A 19542-nucleotide genomic window follows, 5' to 3' on the forward strand; every position below is an offset into this window, starting at 1 on the left:
AGTGTGCGGAAGCTATACTGTATCGATTACAGTATCTTGTACCGGCGAGGCGCCGTGCGCTGTGACGACGTAGAGGTGAGCTGTGGATATCCCTGTTCGAGACAAATCGGCGACGGCCGAAGACACCCTCGATCTTCGTGATCCCTATCGGTTCTTCGCCGCCAAACGGCGCGACGGCGGTGTCTTCCACGGAACGGTCATGGACTACTCCCGGACCCCGGAGTCGCTGCGCCCGTCGGACAGCTATGCCGCCGTCTCCTACCCGGCGGTGAGCACCGCGCTGCGCAACAGCCGGGTATTCAGCTCCAAGCTCTACGATTCCACGATCGGTGTGTTCATGGGCCCGACCATTCTCGCCATGGACGGCAAACAGCATCGGGCGCACCGGAATCTGGTGGCCACGGCCTTCAAGCCGCAATCACTGCTGCAGTGGGAACCGGAGATCGTCCGGCCGATCTGCAACGCGCTCATCGACGAGTTCGCCGAGCGCGGCAGCGCCGACCTCGTCAAGGAATTCACTTTCGAATTCCCCACCCGTGTCATCGCACGCCTGCTCGGACTCCCCGAAGAAGATCTGCCCTTCTTCCGCCAGGCGGCGGTGTCGATCATCAGTTACGCCAACAAGGTTCCGCAGGCGCTGCAGGCTTCCAACGACCTGAAGGAGTACTTCCTCGGGCTTATCGAGCAGCGGCGGTCCGAGCCGACCGACGACATCATCGGTGATCTGGTGACCGCCGAGGTCGACGGGGAGAAGCTGACCGAGGAGGCCATCTACTCCTTCCTGCGGCTGCTGCTGCCCGCCGGATTGGAAACCACGTATCGGTCGTCCGGAAATCTGCTGTATCTGCTGCTCACGCACCCGGAGCAATTCGAGGCGGTGCAGCGCAACCACGACCTGATCGCCCAGGCCGTCGAAGAAGGGCTGCGCTACGAAACGCCGCTCACACTGGTGCAGCGGTACGTGACCGAGGACGCCGAGCTGGAAGGCGTCGCCATTCCGCAAGGCGCGGTGCTCGATCTGTGCCTGGGCTCGGCCAACCGCGACGAGACCCGCTGGGAGCGGCCGGAGGAATTCGATATCTTCCGGACCCACATTCCGCACATCAGCTTCACCGCCGGTGCGCACACCTGCCTCGGTCTGCATCTGGCTCGGATGGAGACCCGTGTCGCCATCGAAGCCCTGCTGAGCCGGCTGACCGGATTCACCCTGCTACCCGAGGGCGATCCACATATCTTCGGGCAGCCGTTCCGTTCACCCAACACACTCCCGGTGACTTTCGATGTCATCGCCTGAGCCGCAACAAAATCGAAACCGCTTCGACCTATCCGGGCGCGCTGCGCTGGTCACGGGTTCCGGCGGCGGCATAGGTGCGGCCGTCGCCACCGCGCTGGCGGATCAGGGCGCCGCGGTGCTGGTCACCGATCTCGACGCCGCGGCAGCCGCGACCACGGCCGACAAGATCCTCGCCGACGGCGGGCGGGCCGCGAACACCGTGATGCCGCCTCCTACATCACCGGTCAGGTACTGCCGGTGGATGGTGGCCTGGTGATGTGATGTCCGATCCGACCGCGGGTCCGCTCGCCGGAGTCACCGTCGTGGCCCTGGAGCAGGCCGTCTCCGCACCCATGTGCACCCGCACCCTGGCCGATTTCGGAGCCAGGGTGATCAAGATCGAGAATCCGCGCGGCGGCGACTTCGCCCGCGACTACGACGATGTGGTCGACGGGCTCGCCGCGCATTTCGTCTGGGTGAACCGCGGCAAGGAATCGGTGACGCTCAACCTCAAGGATCCGGAGGGGATGGCGGTCCTGCACCGGTTGCTGGAGTCCGCCGACGTGTTCGTATCCAATCTGGCGCCGGGTGCGACGGCCGCACTCTGCTTGGCCCCGGACGATCTGGCGGCGCGACATCCGCACGTGATCGCGATGGAAATCGATGGCTACGGACCCGGCGGGCCACTGTCCCATAAAAGAGCCTATGACCTACTGATTCAGGCCGAGTCAGGAGTCTGCGCGGTCACCGGATTCCCGGATGCCCCAGCCAAACCCGGTCCGCCGATCGCCGATGTGTGCTCGGGCCTATACGCGGCGTTGACGATCGTGGCGATGATCTGCGGCAGACGAGCGTCCGGCGAGGCCGCGTCGAAACCCGCCTCGGCAGCGGTGAGCCTGTTCGACACGGCAGCCGAACTGATGGGGTACGCACTCAACTACACCCGGCACACCGGAATCGATCAGCAGCCGCTCGGCATGAGTTCCCCGGCAGTCGCGCCCTACGGCGCGTATCCCACCGGCGACGGCCGCACCGTGGTGCTCGGCACGACGAACGACCGCGAATGGCAGCGCCTCGCTCGCGACATTCTGGACCGGCCCGATCTCGCCGATGATCCGAGATTCACCACCAACGCCGGACGGGTGCGCCACCGGGCCGAACTCGATGACACGATCGCCCAGTGGTGCGCGCGCCACGACCTGGCCACCGTCCAGCTGTGCGCCGACGCGGCCGGAATCGGGAACTCCCGCTACAACACTCCCACCGATGTGATCGCCCATCCACACCTCGCGGCGCGCCGACGCTGGCGCCCGATCGAGACGCCCGCCGGTCCGGTACCGGCCCTGCTGCCGCCGCCCGTCATCACCGGATACGAACCGCCCATGGGGGCGATCCCCGCATTGGGGCAGCACACCGAAACCGTCCTGGCCACAGCTGGATTCAGCGCCGAAGACATCGCCCGCCTACGTGACCGGGGCGCCATCGGTCCCGACCAACCCGTCCGCTGATCCGGATATGAAAGGACGAGATAGTGACCGAGCGTAGCGAGGGAACCATAGGCACAGCACCACCGGTCACGGCGGAGCCGAGCGCCAGCGAGGTGGAGTTGTGACCGACGAACCGGTATTGCTCACCGAGCAGGTAGGTGCAGTGCTGACACTGACGCTCAATCGCCCACACCGTAAGAATGCGCTCACCCGCGAGCTCTGGGCTGGGCTGCGCGCGCAGTTCCACCGAGTCGCGCACGGTCGCGACGTTCGCGCCGTGGTCCTGACCGGGGCCGAGGGCACATTCTGTTCCGGCGCCGACATTTCCGACACGGCGGGCATGGACGAGTTTCCGGATCCCAGCCGGGAGCTGCGCGTCATCAATGAGGTCGTGCAGCAACTGCACGACCTCCCGGTGCCCACCGTCGCGAAGGTGCGCGGGGTGGCGGCGGGCGCGGGGTGGAATCTCGCGCTCGGATGCGATCTGGTGGTGGCGACGCCTGACGCGCGGTTCTGCCAGATCTTCAGTCGGCGGGCACTGTCGCTGGATTGCGGAGGCTCCTGGCTGCTACCCAAACTCGTCGGCCTGCAACAGGCCAAGCGCCTGGCATTGCTGGCCGACATGATCGGCGCCGAGGAAGCGCACGCCCTAGGACTCGTGACATGGATACAGCCCGACGAGGCTGTCGACAAGTTCGTCGACGAGCTGGCGGTGCGGTTGGCCGCCGGGCCGCCGTTGGCACTCGCACAGACCAAGGCGCTGTTGAACGACGGAACGGATCGGACGATGCGCGAGGCGCTCGCCAATGAGGCGCGCGCCCAGACCATCAACCTGTCCGGCGCAGACGTCATCGAGGCGTTCGCCGCATTCGCCGAAAAACGCGAGCCGGTCTTCACCGGGGTATGGGGCACAGGAGGTTAGCAATGGCGAAACGGATCACCGTCGAGCGACGGCAGCGACGCGAACGCGGCTCGCTGAATCCGGAGGACATCATCGATGGTGCCTTCGAACTCGCGCAACAGGTTTCGATCGACGGCCTGAGCATGCCGCTGCTGGGTAAGCATCTCAATGTCGGGGTGACCAGTATCTACTGGTACTTCCGCAAGAAGGACGATCTGCTCAATGCGATGACCGACCGCGCGCTGCGACTGTATGTGTATGCCGTGCCCTTCCCGTTCGTCGAGGCGGGTAGTTGGCGTGAGACGCTGGGCAACCACGCTCGCATCATGCGCCGTACCTTCCTGGCGAGCCCGATCCTGTGCGACCTGATTCTGGTCAGATCGGCGCTGAGTCAGCACGCCGGTCGGGTCGGGGCCGAGCAGGTGGAGCGGACGGTGGCCAGCCTGGTGGAAGCCGGCCTATCGGTCGAGCAGGCCTTCGACATCTACTCCGCGATCAATCTGCACATCCGCGGATCGGTTGTGCTGCAACGGCTCTACGACAAGAACCAGGAGCTCGAGGCGGAGGGCCGAGCGTATTACGACAGTATTCTGGTCGAGCCGGAGACCACACCGCTGCTCGCCGAGGCCATGGCCAAGGGCCTGCGATCGGGTGCCCCGGACGACCGGAATTTCGAATACGGTCTGCGCTGCATCCTCGATCACGCGAGCCTGCTGATCCAGTTGAATTCGTCGGCGCACGCGAATTCCGCCGTGCCGGACCGCCCCGGTGACGCCGCTCCGGCCTCGTAGGCCCCTCCGATACCGCTGGTCGTCCCGGCCGGGCACCCGCCTGCCGGGACGACGAATCTTGTACGGCTAGTGGCTGATTCCAGCGGATAGATTCCGGTCGTCTGCGTGTAGGCGTTGACAGCGTTGGTCCCCTTGTCCATGGTGTCGACCGGGGACGATATCGGCGACCCGACCGGACATCTATGTCCGATCGGGGTGATCGGACAGCCGAGGGTCGAAGGCCCTAGATCCCGCCGCTCGGCGTGGATCGCGAGACTATTTCGCCGCGGAGTAGTTCGGACGCCCCAGCCCGAGAATGTATTGCGCGATCATATTGCGGAATACATCCAGGGTCCCGCCATAGATACCGATCAGCGGCGCCCACCGGTAGAGGTACTCGGCCGCGCCCTCGGCTACCGCTCCCCCGTCACCGGCCGGCACCGCCGACCCCGGGCCGAGGACGTCCATGAGATCCGGGGCGATATCCCGCATGGTCTGCGCGATGGCCACGCGACCGAACAGGCTCGGCGCGCTCAGCGCCGCCTCGATGCGGGCATGGGCCCGTCCGAGCCGGTAGGCGATCGATCCGTCGTCGAGACGACGACGGCCGTCGGGGCCGGTCTCGGCGGCCACCGCCGTCACACGGTCGGCGGCCACGGCCATGGTGGTGCCGAAGCCGCTCATGATCGCGATATCGGCCAGCCCGTTCGGGTCGGCGCCACCAGCCCCGTGCTCGGCCGACAACGGACCGTTGAGCACCCGCCAGCCGTCGTTCACCTCGCCGAGCCGGTATCGGTCCGGCACCCGGACATCCTGGTAATAGGTGATATTGGTGCGTTCACCGTCGACGGTTCGCAGGCCCTGTATGTCGATGCCGGGCGAATCCAGCGGCACCAGGAACATGGTCAGATTGCGATGTCTGCGCCCGTCCGGATCGGTGTTGGTCAGCAGGAATACGTACCGGCAGTTGTGCGCGCCGGAGGTGAACATCTTCTGCCCGTTGACAATCCAGTCCGCACCCGCGCGCACCGCCCGCGTCGCGCAGGCGGCGATATCGGATCCGCCCTCGGGTTCGGTATAACCCATGGCGAACCGGATCTCGCCGCGATACACCCCGGGCAGCACCTCATCGAGCAGCTCCGGTGAGCCGAACTCCCGCACCGCCCGCAGGATCATCATGGTGGCGCCCCAGGTCACCAGCGGCACCTCGGCCCGGCGCCGCTCGAGATCCCAGATCCGGCGCTGCACCGGTGTCAGTCCCCCGTCTGCCGCATTGCTCGCCTCCCGCTCCAGCCACCCTTGCGCCCCCATAGCCAGATGCAACTCCTCGACGAATCCGTCGCCGGACTCGTGTGCGCGGCGCAGCACATCCTCGGTCACGGTGGCCGCGAGGAAATCCCGGGCCCGGTCGAGGAATTCCTGATCGTCGGCGGTCGGCTCGACCCTGGCAAAGTCCACTTCGGTTCCCTTATCTCTGTCGCGAATCAGCTGTTTCCGATCTCACCTGGGCGGGTGCCTGCGTGGTGACGCAAGCTGCCTCCTCCCGGCCCTGACCGCTCAGCCTGCGGTGATCGCCTGTTCGCGAGCCCAGCGGTAGTCGGCCTTGCCCACCGGACTGCGCACGATCTCCGCGCGGAATACCACTGCCTTCGGAAGCTTGTACCGCGCAATGGATTCCGCGGCATGGGCGATCAATTCCTCGGCACTCGGCTCGGCCCCCTCGGCCGGCGCGATGATCGCGACGACCTCTTGGCCCCATCGCTCGCTCGGGCGGCCGACCACCACGACGTCGGCGACGGCCGGATGCGACGAGATCGCCAACTCGACCTCCTCCACGAAAATCTTCTCGCCGCCGGAGTTGATCGTGACCGCATCGCGCCCGAGCAGTTCGATGGATCCGTCTTGCAACAGCCGTGCTCGATCGCCCGGCAGCACGTATCGCGCACCGTCGATGACCGGGAAGGTAACGGCGGTCTTGGCGGCGTCGCCCTTGTACCCGAGCGGTGTGAAGCGGCGTTGCGCGAGCCATCCGATACCGTCGTGGCCCGCTGCCAGCACCGAACCGAAGTCTTCGGCCACCACGCAGGTGTCCGCCCCCGGGGTGAATGTGCCGGTCGACACGGATCCGGACGACGAGACGTGATTCAGTTGGGTGCCGCCCTCCGAGGAACCGACGGCGTCCATCACGACCAGACCGGGAATCGCGGCGATCCACTGCTGTTTGGCCGACGGACTCAGCACGGCACCACCGCTGGCCAAAGCCACCAGCGACGATACGTCGGCCGAACTCGACTCGATCGCGGCGAGCAGCGGACGGGCCATCGCGTCACCGACGACCACCAGAATCGCTACCCCCTCCCGCTCGACGGCGCGCACGATCTCGTCGGCGTCGAGATGTTGCACGACCGAGGACAGCACGACGGTCTGCCCGGTCATCATCGCGGTCAGGACGGCCCACTGTGCCGCACCGTGGATCAGCGGGGGCAGCAGCATGATTCGGATACCGGGATTCGCGGCCGCCCGGGCGGCGACCTCGTCGTAGGACCCGATGAGTGATCCACTGAACATATCCCGCCCGCCGCAGGCCGCCATGAAGATGTCGTGCTGGCGCCACAGCACCCCCTTGGGCATACCGGTGGTGCCGCCGGTGTAGAGCACGTAGAGATCGTCGGGAGAGGGCTGTACGGACAGCGGTTCCGGCGCGGTCAAGACGATGACGGTCTCGTAATCGACTGCGCCGTCCAGCAATTCGTTGCCCGACTCGTCGGCGATCTGGATCAGTACGCGCAACGTCGGCAGCTCGGGCAGCACTTCGGCGAGCGTCGGCGCGAATGCGGCGTGATAGATCAGCGCGGTCGCACCGGCATCGGCCAGCAGATGCCGCAGTTCGTTCTCGACATATCGGTAGTTGACGTTGAACGGTGCGACACGCGCCCGGAAGGCGCCCATCATCGCCTCCACGTACTCGTGTCCGTTGTGGGCGTAGATCCCCAGCAGGTCCTGCCCCACCTCGTGGTCGGCGAGTGCCGAGCGTTCGGTGTGGCAGCCCAGTCCCTGGGCGTGCAGGTAGGCCGCCAACCGCTTGGACCGCTCGGCGATCTGCGCGTAGGTGTGGCGCCGATCGCCCTGGCAGATCAGTTCTCGATCCGGGATGGCGGCCGCGGCGGCATCGGCGGCCGCCGCGAGCGCGAATTGCGATGTCGACGGTTCGGATCTGGTCACGGAACGAGACAACAGTGGCTCCTCGGTCGTGTGCTGCGTACACGCAGCCGGACAGTCAAACTGTAAGTGATACGGTAATGAGTACAACAGGGATTCGCGCCCGGCGATGAAACTCACCGTCCGGAGCCACGGGCGCCGAGACGGCGACGGGTACGCCGGTGCGCAGCGCGCAGCGCGATATCGATGATGCGGTGGATGAACCGCGAGAACGGCGGTGCGGCCAGCGCGGTGACGACGAACGGAAGATCGGAGCCGACCACGGTGCGGTAATGCGTGAAGGTGTCGAAGCCCGCCTTCCCGCGATATGCCCCCATACCGCTGGCCCCGACCCCGCCGAAGGGGGCGTCCTCCGGAAACATGTTGAGCGCGAAGTCGTTACGGGAGACACCGCCGCTGCGCGTATTCCTGACGAAGGTGCGAAAGTCCCGCCCGCCGGGCCCGTACCAGTAGGCGACCAGCGGTGAGTGGCCGCCACTGAGCTGGTCGATGACATCGGTGAGCTTCGCATACGGCCGCAGGACGAGAACCGGACCGAAGATCTCCTCGGTGGCGATCCGCATGTCATCGGTGATGTCACGGACTACGGTCGGCGGGATCTTCCGAGTGCTCGGATCGGGCAGCGTCTCACCCGGTGGCACGATCTGTTCGACCCGCGCCCCTTGGGTGCGCGCCTCGTCGATGAGGGCGCGAACCCTGTCGTAGTTGGCTTGGTCGACGCAGGCCGTGTAGTCCTCGTTGGCCACGATGGCCGGGAACGTATCCCGAAAGCCCGCGCCGAGCGCATCGACGAAGGCGTCGATGCGGTCCTCGGGCACGAAGACACAGTCGGGACTGACGCAGACCTGCCCACCATTGATCATCCGCGCGCGGGCGATCCGGGCGGCCGCCCGCGTCATATCGGCGTTCGGCGCCACGACCACCGGATTCTTCCCGCCGAGTTCCAAGGTCACCGGGACCAGATTCGCCGCGGCGGCCCGCTGCACGAGTCGGCCGACTCGGGTCGATCCGGTGAAGAACAGATGGTCGAACGGCAGTTCGGCGAAGGCGGCGCCCACCTCGGGACCGCCGGTCACCACCGCGAGCTCGGAGGGATCGAAATAGCCGGGCGCCAGCGATCGGGTCAGTTCCGCTGTGTGCGCGGTGATCTCCGACATCTTGATCATGACCCGATTACCGGCGGCGAAGGCGGCCGCTGCGGGCACGATGACCAGTTGGAGCGGGAAATTCCAGGGCCCGATGATGCCGACCACACCGAGCGGCGTGGGTTGCACCTGGGCACGGATCCCGTACAGGCGAGCCGTCGGCTTGGGATTGCGGGAACGCATCCACTTGCCGATATGCGAGCGGGTGTGCTCGATGGTCGAGAACATGCCCATGATCTCCGCGAACAGAGTTCCGGTTCGGGAGCGGGTGCCGAAATCGCGAGCCAGCGCATCGACATACGCGTCGAGATTGTCCAGGACCATAGCGAGCAACCGATCGATCCGGTGCCGCCGAACCGCAGCCGGGGGTGGCCCCTCCCGCAGATAGGCCTGCCGCTGCAGTTCCAGGATTGCGGCGGGCACGGTCGGCCGGTCCGATGCAGTGTCACCGATCGACTGCTCGGTGGTTCCAGTGCTCATGCGTGACGTCTTTCCAGTCGGAGCTCAGCTGAGATCGAGCGAGCATCTCAGGCGAAGGCCGACCAGCTCGATCCCCTTATCCGCCGTCGCGTCCGAGCGCGCCGGTACGAAATAGTTGCCCATCCAGTAATGTCAACTGTATCACTGCACAGGCAGCTGGGCACGTACTTGCGGCAAGATACTGAGCGATTTACAGTTGATATCCCAAGAGCGGTGGAGCCGGCTCACGCTCGACATGGAGCCCCGGTGCACCCACAACACGGTCCGGGGCCGTTGCGCTAGGAGAGAATATGAGCGACAACGAAGTCCCCGGTCTCACACCACGCACCGCGGCGACACTGCTCGGCGCGGGCGAGGCGCTCGCCCAGCAGGTGCGAATGAAGCTCCCGCACAGCCCGCGGCCGGTATTCCTCTACTACGTCGAGCAGACCTTCGACGCTTTGCGAACGAAACTGTCGCGCGGACTCGACCCACGTCCGGACACGCCTGCACAGCAGCTCTGCCTGTACCTGATGGTCGCGTACGCGGAGCGACTGATGGGATCGCTCGATGCCGATCTCATCCGGATCCACCGCGCGCTGCTGGCCGACGACGACGCCCTGGCCGAAGTCGGCCGCGTCGGCGGGGACCCGGGTCCGTCCTATGACTTCGTCGCGCTCGGCGACGCGCTGACCGGACGCGGAATGAGCACGTTCTTCGCCCCGTTCGAGTCGGACGGCCTGGTCGCCTGACGCGGGCTGATCTGTCGATTTCATTGACGTAATTCAATGACATCTGTCAGTATGTTCTGAGCCGCACTTCGAAGATTCGCTTCCGCGATAGCAAATCGTAAGCCGGAGAGCATATTTCGATACATTCCCGAACTGTGCGGGTCGTTCTTCATTGACACATGTCAATGACAGAAGTAGAAATTGGCACATGCGCGAAGTTCAGGACAAGCCCCAGGGCCGTGCAGCCCAGCGGCTGCAGACCCGACAGCGGGTGTTCGACGCGGCCATCGCCGAATTCAAGAACGTCGGCGTGGCCGATGCCGATATCGGCACGATCGTCGAGGCGGCGGGCGTGGCGCGCGGCACCTTCTATTTCCACTTCCCCAGCAAAGAGCACGCGTTGCTGGAGCTGGAGGCACGCGAGGAAGCCCGGATCGCCAAGGAACTGTCCCGCTTTCTCACCGCACCGCACGATCTCGAATCGGCGCTGCGGAAGACGATTCAGCTGATAGTCGGTCTCGAACGCCGCCTGGGCAGCCTGCTGTTCAAAGAACTACTCGCGATTCACTTTTCGCCGACACGGCCACTGGACGACGAGTGGCGCGAGCATCCCGTGATCGTCCTGGTGGTCGAGGAGATCCAGCGTGCCCGCGATCAGGGCGCGGCCGAGATCGCCGTCGATCCCTACCACAGCGCGGTGTTCTTTCTGCTCGGGCTCTACGCCCTGCTGACCACAACCTCGGGCTCGAAGGCGTTGCGTGCCAACGCACTCGACAACTACCTGATCACCGTTCTGCGCAGTCTGGAGCCCCGATGAAGCAAGCATCGCGGACCACACTCGACACTCATCGACCCACCTCGAACCGACGAATATGGAGATACGGCCATGCTGTTGGACCTCGTGCGCATTGCCCTCGCGTGGGGCGCGGTGCTACTGATCATCGCGTTCTGGTACTGGATCATGAAGAACATCGGCACCTTCTGAACAGGTCCGGTCCCGGCCGGAGTGGATATTCGTCATGAACGCTGTGATGCCGGGGCCGGCGATCGAGCGCAGTTGCGCCGTCACGGCCGTCGCATTCTCCGGACGTCGCCGGGAGGGCGTGCGGCTGATGACCGGCGAGCGGCGCAGTTTCGGCCTGAACACCACCCGCAGCATCGTGCAGGTCCCGTATCCACCCGTGGCTCCGGACTGGACCAGGGCAACGCTGACATGCGGTGTCGCACTGCAATGTTCGCCGTCGAAGGACCGCATCGCGCGGTACCCGTTGCATGAGCTGTCATCCCGGGAACTGGGCGCGCTGTCGATCGTCGAGGGCGGTGTGGCGGCGGGCTGGATCGCCGACCGGCTGCCCGGCCTGCTGCCCGAACTCCGTCGGCTGCTGCCCCACCTCGAGATCGCCGACCACGACCTCGACGGCGATGAAATACTGGACCGCGCATTGGGTTTGGCGCGCTCTCGGCAGCAGATTCCGAGGCATCCATTGCTCGGCAAGCTCCCGCTGGCAGCTCCCGCACGTGGCGGCCTGGCGGTGGCGGCACGTCGGGCATACGCCCGGATGCCGTGGACGTCGACGCGCAGCGACTCCTATCGCGCCATGTCGGTACCCGTCGGCGGTGACGGCGGCAGCCGCAATACCAACCTGCCCCCGCCGAGCCGACCGGAGAACGAAGACGTCGAAATCCGAGCCGATCAACGCGCGGGACTGCCCTATCCCGAATGGAACCTCTGGACGAAAAGCTTTCTGCGCGACCACGTCGCGGTGCTGGAACGCAAACATTCCACCCGGCCGCGACCGGTCGCACCTGTCTCCCCCGATATCCGCCGCTGGTTCGAAGAACATACCCACCGCGCCATGCGCACCGGCCTCGAGGACGGGTCGGATCTCGATATCGATCGGTACGTCGGCCATTACGTCGATATGGTCTCAGGGGCGTCGGCCGAGCCACGGGTGTTCCGCGAGCTGCTGCCCAGTTCCCGTGATGTCACCACCGCGGTACTGCTCGACGGTAGTTCCTCCCTCGGTGTGCACGGTGGCCGAATCTTTCGGCTCGAATTGGCCTGTGCCGACGCCCTTTCCCGAGCCATGGCACTTGCCCGGGAACGCCACGGCCTGTTCGTCTTCACCGGCAATACCCGCCATCGGGTCGAGGTGCGCTGTCTGAAGGACTTCGACGATGCCCGTTTCGTGGACCCGAGCAGCCTCGGCCTGATCACCAGCGGCTACACCCGCCTCGGCGCGCCACTGCGGCACCTGACCCGACGCCTGCTCGACCAGCCTTCCGAACGGCGCCTGATCATCGTGATCGGCGACGGCTTGATGTCCGACGAAGGCTACGAGGGCCGCTACGCGTGGGCGGACGTCGCGCACGCCGTCGAGGAGGCCGACGACGCCGGGGTCGCGATCTACTACCTCGCAGTCGGCCCGACCCGCGTCGATCCCCTCCCCGAGGTTTTCGGAGCACGCCGGTCGCGCCGGATCCGTCGGGTGGAGGAACTGCCCCGCGTACTGGCCCAGATCCACCGCGAACTGGTCGACCGATGATGTTGCGAATTCCGGAGTTTCGATGACAACTGATCTCTACTACGCGAGCGGCACCGAGGTGCAACTGTTCGAATGGGCCTTCCGCCAGCACCTGCCGGTCATGCTCACCGGACCGACCGGCTGCGGCAAGACGCGATTCGTCGAGCACATGGGCCACCTGCTCGGCCGCCCGGTGGTCACCATCAGCTGCCACGACGATCTCACCAGCTCCGATCTGGTCGGCCGGTTCCTGGTATCCGGCGGCGACGTCGCCTGGCGCGACGGCCCACTGACCAAAGCCGTCAAGTCCGGCGCGATCTGCTACCTGGACGAGGTCGTCGAAGCCCGGCACGATTCGCTGGCCATACTGCACTCGCTGACCGACCACCGGCGCACGCTATTCCTCGATCGTGCCGACGAGGTGGTACCAGCGCCCACCTCGTTCATGCTCGTCTGCTCCTACAACCCGGCCTACCGCAGCTCGCTGAAGGATTTGAAACCGTCGCTGCGACAGCGGTTCGTCACCATCGCCATGGCCTATCTGCCGCCCGAGCGCGAGGCCGAGGTGCTGGTCGCGGAGGCCGATATCGGTCTTCCCGTCGCACGGCGACTGGTCGACTGCGCCAACACCATTCGCCATGCCGACGACATCTTCCATTTCGAGCCGCCGTCGACACGCGTGCTGGTGGCGGCGGCGCGACTCATCGCCGCGGGCGCGAACGAACTCGAGGCGGCCGAAGTATGTGTCCTCGCGCCGCTGAGCAGCGACGGCGCCATCAACGAAGGCCTACGCGAGATCGCGGCGGCCAGCCTGCTCACCGCCGACGATCCGGCTGTGTAGTCACCCCGAGGAGGACCCTTCGATGAATGAACAAGATCGGCAGCGCCGCCGCGCGCTCATCGTTTTCCAGATCGCCATATATGGATTTCTGCTGGCGATGTTCCTCATCCAAATGCACATGTATATGACCAGGGATTGGTAGGGCCGATCGTGAATATGCCGACATTCACCCTGCGCCGCGGCTCCGGAAAATCAGCGCCGGGAGCCAACGGGAACACCTCGGTAACCTACGACGAACATCACGAGGAAAGTCGCCGCGCGCAACGACGGGCCGACCAGTGGCTCACCGCCGGAACCGCGCTGATGGGCACCTTCATATTCGGATTCATCGGATTGCCGATCTTCCTGCGCGGAGTGTGGTTGCAGCGCAGGGCGCAGCGTGAAGGTCTGTCCGTCCGGCCGATCATCGTCACCCTGATCGGCTATCTGGTCATTCTCGACGCCTTCCTCAACAGCATCGGCTGGGTGCTGGACCTGTTCGCCAGCCACACCATCGTCACGCGCGTGTTCTTTACCGCGTGGGGCAATTTCGTCGACGCCGGATACTTCTGGCACTACAACGAAATGTGGATCGGCGGTGCCGCCGCACCCGGCGAGAAAGGCTGGGAAGTCGCGTGCATCATCATCGTGTTCCCGATGCGGATCGCCGCCGCGATCGCCTTCCTCCAGATGAAGCGCTGGGGCCACCAGTGGCTGATCGTCACGTGCTGGTTCGGTGTAGTGATCTGGGTCGGCTACATCGTGAACATGACCATGTACGCCGACGTGCGTTTTCACGGCATCGTGCTGCCGGTGACCGGGTGGTGGTTGTACGACATCTTCTACATCACGCCGTTCCTCGCGATCCCCTACCTCCACACGGTCAATCGCGAGATCTTCTCCGACTGACCTCCCCGAATCGCCTCTGGCTCCAGGAGAAACATCATGACCACTGAATCGTCCGCGGCCGACACACCGCCGGAGCTGCCGCTCGGTACCACGGCCCCGTTCGCGAGGATGCACAAATGGCTCAAACGCGGCATCCTCGTCTGCCTGGTTGCATTGGTGATCGAAGGCTCACTGACCGTGCCCGCCCTGGCCCTCTGGTATGGCTGGCCCACCTTGTCGCTCACAGAAATCTGCGACGAGATGATGAAGGTCCGCTACTCCGACGACACACTTGCATGCAACCCGGGTGCGCTCAACGCGCCACCGCTCGGCGGCAAACCCGAAGCCGCAGGCCAGACTACGGCCCAGGATCAATGGGGAGTACAGCCGAAACCGGAATGGAAGCATATCGGCTACCGCGAACTCGTCCGGATCCACAACGAGCGGATCGCCCGCGAACAGGCGCAGCAATCGGGCCATCGGTAAGACCTTGCAACCACTCGATACCGCGCTCGGCCTCGGCATGGCCGCGCGAGAAGCGATCCGGGCCGGACTCGATCGAGCCGTGCCCGGCCGGGCGGCGATTCCACTGCGGATCCACGAGGTGACCGAACAGTGGCTCAGCACGGCACTCGGGCTGCGGCCGAACGCGATCACCTCGGTGCGTGTGCTCGACGCGCATTCCGGCACGGCGGCGCGCGCTCGCATCGCCGTGAATTCCGACAGCGGCGAGATTCCCGAGCACCTGTTCGTGAAATTGCCGCCGCGCAACTACTTACAGCACGTCCTGATGAATGTCTTCCACCTCGGGACCCGCGAAATCCTCGCTTATCGCGCACTGGGCCCGAATCCGCCGATCCGCGTGCCGAGATGCTATGTCGCACAAAGTGATCGGATCCGACGGCGCAGCATCCTCGTGCTCGAGGATCTTTCGGGAACCGCATACTTCCGCACCGTCGTCGATACTGTCACGCGCGCCGAGGCGGAGGCTGTCATCGACGCCATGGCCGATCTCCACACGGCGTTCTGGGACAGCGGACGGTTCGGGAACGACCTGCGACCGCTCACCGTGCGCACAACCGCGGATATCCGGCTCGGCGATCTCATCCGCCGTCGATTCCTTCACGACATCACCGGACACACCAAAGATCTGATACCCGAAGCGATGAAGCGCCACTGCCGGATCTTCTATCAGCGCAGCGCGGATATCGATGCCTTCTGGGCCGCGCAGCCGCAGACCCTGATCCATGGCGACGCGCACCTGGGCAACCTTTTCTTCACCGACGCCGGACCAGGCTTCCTGGACTGGCAGATCGCCACGGCCGGGGTCGGCATCCGCGATATCGCATACTTCGCGAACGCCTCGATCGAGCCGGACCTGCTCCGCTCTATCGAACGAGAACTCGTCGAGCGGTACGCGGCCCGGCTCACCGCCGCCGGGATCGCAGTCGACCTCGAGCGCCTGTGGACGCTGTATCGCGCCGGTATCACCGAACTCTTTCTCGCGGCCGTCTGTACGGCCGAGGCCGGGGAACGGATGCAGCCGTTCGAGGTGTCGCAGGTCGGCGTCGAACGGGCCGTCGCCGGTGCCGCGGCGCATGACAGCTTCGCGGTACTCACCGCACTCGTCGACGGTCAGCGAGTCTGACGCGGCCGGCGCGGGCTCAGGTGAAATCCGAGCCGCCGTCGACATTGACATTCGCACCGGTCATATACGAATTGCGGCGCGAGGCGAGAAAGGCGACGACCGGACCGATCTCCTCGGGCCGCCCCGCGCGGGGCAGCTGCGCCGGATGTCCGTAATGCTTGGAGATCTCCGCCATCAGCCGATAGGGATCGTCGCTTTCGACACCGACCGAGTGCGCCCAATCGAGCAGCGCCGGGGTCACGAAGGTGCCCGGCGAGACCACATTCACCAGGATCTCCTCCTCGGCCAGCAGCAGCGACAGATTCTTGGACGCACTCGTCACCATCGCCTTCGCGGCGGTGTAAGCCGCCAGCGGAATACTCTGCCGCTGCGTCGAATGCGCCGAAAAGTTCACTATCCGTGCCCATTCGGCCTTGCGCAGCAGCGGCAGCGCCGCGCGGACGCCGCGCACCATGGACAGCACGCCGTCCTGGACGGCCTCGAGCCACTGATCATCGGTGAGGATGTCGAAGCGGCCCTGCACTGTCGGCCCGACCGTATTGACCAGCACATTGAGTGCACCGTGCCAGCGCTGCCCGAGTTCGGCGAACGCGACATCGATCGGGTCGGCATCGCGCACGTCCGCGACCAGTCCGATGGCGTCCGGGCTACCGCGGTGGGTCAGCTCCGCGACCGCGTCATCGAGGTCGGTGCGGGAGCGACCGATCACCGCCACCCGAGCGCCCTCGTCGGCCAGGCAGCCGGCGGCGGCCAAGCCCATGCCCCGGCTACCGCCCACTACCACCGCTGCCGCGTCGGTCAATCCCAGATCCATCGCGCTACCCGCCTCTATCGTGAGCTTGATAGATATACGTACTGTATCTACATCAGTATCGTTGCGCGACGCCCGGACCGGGCGATGTTGCGCGACGCCGGGACCGGGCGATAGCCGCGCCCGCAGGCCGCGACGCGCCGATAGAAGGCATCGCAGTAGGATTTACGGTTATCGGTACGATGGCTATTGCTGTCGGTTCCCGGAAACCGGGAACCGATTGCGTCGGAGCGGACTTCACGAAGGGTGGTCGCACATATGGCGAAGCGGGCAGCCGCGGAGAAACGGCCGCGGCGTGAGCGCGGATCCCTCAATCCCGGGGACATCCTCGACGGCGCGTTCGAGCTCGCGGATCAGGTGTCGCTGGACAACCTGAGCATGCCGATGCTGGCCAAACATCTCGACGTCGGCGTGACGAGCATCTACTGGTACTTCCGCAAGAAGGACGAACTGCTCAACGCCATGACCGACCGCGCACTGCGCCAGTACGCCACCTTCGTCACCCCCTTCGTCGTCGCCAACGACTGGCGGGAATCGCTGCGCAATCACGCCCGCACCATGCGGGCGACGTTCAACAGCAATCCCATCCTCTGCGACCTGATACTGATCAGGTCGGCACTGAGCCCGGAGGCCGCACAGTTGGGCGCGCGGCAGACCGAGTCGGTCATCGCCAATCTGGTCGAGGCCGGGCTTTCGCTCGACGACGCCGTCGCGACGTACTCCGCGGTTCAGCTGCATGTGCGCGGATCGGTTGTGCTGCAACGCCTCTCCGATAAGAACGAGGAATCGGAGTCCGGGGCGGGCGCGTACTACGACAGCCTCACCATCTCCCCCGACACCACACCGCTACTGGCGGAGGCAGGTTCGAAGGGCCTGCACAGCGGGGCGCCGGACGATCGGAATTTCGAGTACGGCCTCGACTGCATTCTCGAACAGGCGAGCCGGTTGCTCGAGTCGGGATCGGGCACGAAGGCGAAGAAAACACCCGCCAAGAAAGCACCTGCCAAAAAGGCGCCCGCCAAGAAAGCGGCGGCGAAGTCGCCCGCCACGCGCCGACCGACGAAGGCCGCCGCGGCGAAGTAGTCACCCACCGTCGGAACTCGGCGATTTCCAGCCGTTTCACCGACGGCATCTCACACGGCTCGACCAGCACACATCGACATCTCCTGTCGCCGTGACCTGTTGCCGACCCGCACATCCGGAGACACTGCGCTTTCGCCTGTCGTAATTCCGCGCAAACACGTGGACACGATTCATCGCAAACTCCTGGGCTAGCCCCTTGCCGTGATGTATCGTCGGTCACACTGTAAGAGCAATAGTTAGACATTCGACCAGCCGGTGTCGGCATCGTCCACAGCGCCGAGTGGTCTGCTGGAGGATCGATGGAACTAGAACGGCTGCACGCGCCGGTTCGGGAAGTCGGTCAGTTCTTCGCCATGATCGCCGAGGTCGGCCGGGGCCTGGTGACGACGCGATTCCGGTTCGGCGAATTCGTCGAGCAGAGTTGGATGCTGGCGCGGGTGTCACTGCTGCCGACCATTCTGGTGGCGGTGCCGTTCACCGTGCTGGTGAGCTTCACCCTCAATATCCTGTTGCGCGAGATCGGCGCGGCCACCATGAGCGGGGCGGGTGCGGCATTCGGCGCGGTCACTCAGGTCGGCCCGATGGTGACCGTACTGATCGTCGCCGGTGCGGGGGCGACGGCGATGTGCGCGGATCTGGGGTCACGAGTTATCCGCGAGGAGATCGCGGCCATGGAGGTGCTCGGCATCGATCCCATTCAGCGGCTGGTCATTCCGCGCGTGGTCGCCTCGACGATGATCGCGGTTCTGCTCAACGGTCTGGTGTGTGCCATCGGAATCACTGGCGGATTCGTGTTCTCGGTATTGCTGCAAGGCGTGAATCCGGGGGCGTTCGCCGCCGGTGTCACATTGCTGACCGGGTCGACCGAGCTGGCCATCTCCGCGGTCAAGGCCATGCTGTTCGGGCTGATCGCCGGACTGGTGGCGTGCTATCGCGGCCTGTCGGTCTCCGGAGGCCCGAAAAGCGTCGGGCAAGCGGTCAACGAAACCGTCGTGTATGCGTTCATCGCCCTCTTCGTGGTGAACACCGTGGTGACCGCGGCCGGAATCCGATTCTCGGGGAGGTGAAATCGATGGATATCGCCGAAACCGGTAAATTCGTCCGCACCCGGCAGCGGCTGGGCCGCTGGAACCGCGAAGTCGACGCCGTTGGTGCGCGGATCGTCTTCTATGGCAAGGCAATTCTGCAAACCCCCGGCGCGGTAGCGAGACATCCGGGCGAAACCCTGCGCCTGGTGGCCGAAATCAGTATGGGCAGTGGCGCTCTCGCGATGATCGGCGGAACCGCCGCGATCGTCGGATTCATGACGCTGGCGACCGGCAGCACCATCGCGATCCAGGGTTTCAGCTCTCTGGGCAATATCGGCATCGAGGCACTGTCCGGATTCCTGTCGGCCTTCATCAATGTGCGGATCGCGGTGCCGGTGATCGCCGGAATCGCCTTGTCGGCGACGCTCGGGGCCGGGGCGACGGCGCAGATCGGGGCCATGCGGATCGCCGAGGAGATCGACGCACTCGAGTCCATGGCCATCCGGCCGGTGCCCTATGTCGTGAGCACCCGGGTCGCGGCGGGCATGATCACGATCATTCCGCTGTACTCGCTGGCTTTGGCGGCGTCGTTCCTGGCGGGCCGGTTCACCACAGTGGTGATTTTCGGGCAGTCACCCGGACTGTACGACCACTACTTCTCGACCTTTCTCAATCCGCTCGACGTGGCGTGGTCATTCGCGCAGGCGATCGCGATCGCGATGCTGGTGATGCTGATCCACACCCATTACGGATT

General features: G+C 65.3%; 18 protein-coding genes and 1 pseudogene. 15 read left to right on the forward strand and 4 right to left on the reverse strand.

All coding sequences use genetic code 11. The features are described from left to right. The first annotated feature begins 82 nt into the window (after positions 1–82). From ON44_RS35410 to ON44_RS35430, 5 genes and pseudogenes are all read left to right on the forward strand, one after another. Complete coding sequence (locus ON44_RS35410) at positions 83–1294, forward strand: cytochrome P450 (RefSeq protein WP_040698775.1); 1212 nt, start codon at positions 83–85, stop codon at positions 1292–1294. Beyond that, positions 1281–1484, forward strand: a pseudogene (locus ON44_RS53040) (SDR family NAD(P)-dependent oxidoreductase); the annotation flags it as partial. The gene ON44_RS35410 and the pseudogene ON44_RS53040, both read left to right, overlap by 14 nt. Before the next feature lie 70 nt (positions 1485–1554). Next, positions 1555–2781 carry a CaiB/BaiF CoA transferase family protein gene (locus tag ON44_RS35420; RefSeq protein ID WP_040698791.1) on the forward strand — a complete coding sequence of 409 codons (1227 nt, stop codon included), beginning with the start codon at positions 1555–1557 and terminating at the stop codon, positions 2779–2781. A 100-nt stretch (positions 2782–2881) separates the two neighbouring features. Continuing rightward, positions 2882–3682 (forward strand): enoyl-CoA hydratase/isomerase family protein, encoded by an 801-nt coding sequence (locus ON44_RS35425; protein ID WP_040698777.1) that lies wholly within the window; start codon positions 2882–2884, stop codon positions 3680–3682. A gap of 2 nt (positions 3683–3684) precedes the next feature. Continuing rightward, positions 3685–4452, forward strand: coding sequence for a TetR/AcrR family transcriptional regulator C-terminal domain-containing protein (locus ON44_RS35430; RefSeq protein WP_040698778.1), 768 nt, complete (start codon positions 3685–3687; stop codon positions 4450–4452). A gap of 255 nt (positions 4453–4707) precedes the next feature. On the opposite strand, the gene ON44_RS35435 is transcribed toward ON44_RS35430, so the two are convergent. From ON44_RS35435 to ON44_RS35445, 3 genes are all read right to left on the reverse strand, one after another. Continuing rightward, the gene (locus ON44_RS35435; RefSeq protein WP_040698779.1) at positions 4708–5889 is read right to left on the reverse strand and encodes an acyl-CoA dehydrogenase family protein; all 1182 of its coding nucleotides are present in this window, start codon (positions 5887–5889) and stop codon (positions 4708–4710) included. Between the two features lie 99 nt (positions 5890–5988). Continuing rightward, the gene (locus ON44_RS35440; protein WP_245567471.1) at positions 5989–7665 is read right to left on the reverse strand and encodes an acyl-CoA synthetase; all 1677 of its coding nucleotides are present in this window, start codon (positions 7663–7665) and stop codon (positions 5989–5991) included. Between the two features lie 101 nt (positions 7666–7766). Beyond that, entirely contained in the window at positions 7767–9206 is a 1440-nt protein-coding gene (locus ON44_RS35445) for an aldehyde dehydrogenase family protein (protein ID WP_040698792.1), read from the reverse strand. A 359-nt stretch (positions 9207–9565) separates the two neighbouring features. On the opposite strand from ON44_RS35445, the gene ON44_RS35450 reads away from it, so the two are divergent. The 7 genes from ON44_RS35450 (at position 9566) to ON44_RS35485 (ending at position 15866) form a co-directional block, all read left to right on the forward strand. Next, complete coding sequence (locus ON44_RS35450) at positions 9566–10006, forward strand: hypothetical protein (protein ID WP_040698781.1); 441 nt, start codon at positions 9566–9568, stop codon at positions 10004–10006. 187 nt (positions 10007–10193) lie between these two features. Next, positions 10194–10802 (forward strand): TetR/AcrR family transcriptional regulator, encoded by a 609-nt coding sequence (locus ON44_RS35455; protein ID WP_040698782.1) that lies wholly within the window; start codon positions 10194–10196, stop codon positions 10800–10802. 202 nt (positions 10803–11004) lie between these two features. Beyond that, on the forward strand, positions 11005–12531 hold the full coding sequence (locus tag ON44_RS35460) for a nitric oxide reductase activation protein NorD (protein ID WP_040698783.1): 1527 nt from the start codon (positions 11005–11007) through the stop codon (positions 12529–12531). Positions 12532–12553: 22 nt separating this feature from the next. Then, positions 12554–13351 carry a CbbQ/NirQ/NorQ/GpvN family protein gene (locus ON44_RS35465; RefSeq protein WP_040698784.1) on the forward strand — a complete coding sequence of 266 codons (798 nt, stop codon included), beginning with the start codon at positions 12554–12556 and terminating at the stop codon, positions 13349–13351. A 150-nt stretch (positions 13352–13501) separates the two neighbouring features. Then, positions 13502–14239, forward strand: a complete 738-nt coding sequence (locus tag ON44_RS35475; RefSeq protein WP_040698786.1) for a hypothetical protein — start codon at positions 13502–13504, stop codon at positions 14237–14239. A 36-nt stretch (positions 14240–14275) separates the two neighbouring features. Next, positions 14276–14704, forward strand: a complete 429-nt coding sequence (locus ON44_RS35480) for a hypothetical protein (protein WP_040698787.1) — start codon at positions 14276–14278, stop codon at positions 14702–14704. A gap of 4 nt (positions 14705–14708) precedes the next feature. Next, positions 14709–15866: a phosphotransferase family protein gene (locus ON44_RS35485; RefSeq protein WP_040698788.1), complete on the forward strand. Its 1158-nt coding sequence runs from the start codon at positions 14709–14711 to the stop codon at positions 15864–15866. A gap of 16 nt (positions 15867–15882) precedes the next feature. Here the strand turns inward: ON44_RS35485 and ON44_RS35490 are convergent, their stop codons facing one another. Continuing rightward, positions 15883–16680: an SDR family NAD(P)-dependent oxidoreductase gene (locus ON44_RS35490; RefSeq protein WP_040698789.1), complete on the reverse strand. Its 798-nt coding sequence runs from the start codon at positions 16678–16680 to the stop codon at positions 15883–15885. A 255-nt stretch (positions 16681–16935) separates the two neighbouring features. On the opposite strand from ON44_RS35490, the gene ON44_RS35495 reads away from it, so the two are divergent. From ON44_RS35495 to ON44_RS35505, 3 genes are all read left to right on the forward strand, one after another. After that, positions 16936–17760, forward strand: a complete 825-nt coding sequence (locus ON44_RS35495; RefSeq protein WP_040698793.1) for a TetR/AcrR family transcriptional regulator — start codon at positions 16936–16938, stop codon at positions 17758–17760. 299 nt (positions 17761–18059) lie between these two features. Then, complete coding sequence (locus ON44_RS35500; protein WP_040698790.1) at positions 18060–18827, forward strand: MlaE family ABC transporter permease; 768 nt, start codon at positions 18060–18062, stop codon at positions 18825–18827. A 5-nt stretch (positions 18828–18832) separates the two neighbouring features. Continuing rightward, positions 18833–19542 (forward strand): ABC transporter permease (locus tag ON44_RS35505; RefSeq protein ID WP_040698795.1); only part of this gene is annotated, 710 nt, incomplete at its 3' end.

The sequence above is a fragment of the Nocardia vinacea NBRC 16497 genome (genome assembly GCF_000308835.1).
Lineage (GTDB): Bacteria > Actinomycetota > Actinomycetes > Mycobacteriales > Mycobacteriaceae > Nocardia > Nocardia vinacea.

What these genes read in the sequence shown, in the direction of transcription:
- ON44_RS35490 (WP_040698789.1), bottom strand. Translation starts at nt 16,680, where the DNA reads ATGGATCTGGGATTGACCGACGCGGCAGCGGTGGTAGTGGGCGGTAGC.
- ON44_RS35465 (WP_040698784.1), top strand. Translation starts at nt 12,554, where the DNA reads ATGACAACTGATCTCTACTACGCGAGCGGCACCGAGGTGCAACTGTTC.
- ON44_RS35450 (WP_040698781.1), top strand. Translation starts at nt 9,566, where the DNA reads ATGAGCGACAACGAAGTCCCCGGTCTCACACCACGCACCGCGGCGACA.
- ON44_RS35500 (WP_040698790.1), top strand. Translation starts at nt 18,060, where the DNA reads ATGGAACTAGAACGGCTGCACGCGCCGGTTCGGGAAGTCGGTCAGTTC.
- ON44_RS35420 (WP_040698791.1), top strand. Translation starts at nt 1,555, where the DNA reads ATGTCCGATCCGACCGCGGGTCCGCTCGCCGGAGTCACCGTCGTGGCC.
- ON44_RS35480 (WP_040698787.1), top strand. Translation starts at nt 14,276, where the DNA reads ATGACCACTGAATCGTCCGCGGCCGACACACCGCCGGAGCTGCCGCTC.
- ON44_RS35430 (WP_040698778.1), top strand. Translation starts at nt 3,685, where the DNA reads ATGGCGAAACGGATCACCGTCGAGCGACGGCAGCGACGCGAACGCGGC.
- ON44_RS35495 (WP_040698793.1), top strand. Translation starts at nt 16,936, where the DNA reads ATGGCGAAGCGGGCAGCCGCGGAGAAACGGCCGCGGCGTGAGCGCGGA.
- ON44_RS35455 (WP_040698782.1), top strand. Translation starts at nt 10,194, where the DNA reads ATGCGCGAAGTTCAGGACAAGCCCCAGGGCCGTGCAGCCCAGCGGCTG.
- ON44_RS35460 (WP_040698783.1), top strand. Translation starts at nt 11,005, where the DNA reads ATGAACGCTGTGATGCCGGGGCCGGCGATCGAGCGCAGTTGCGCCGTC.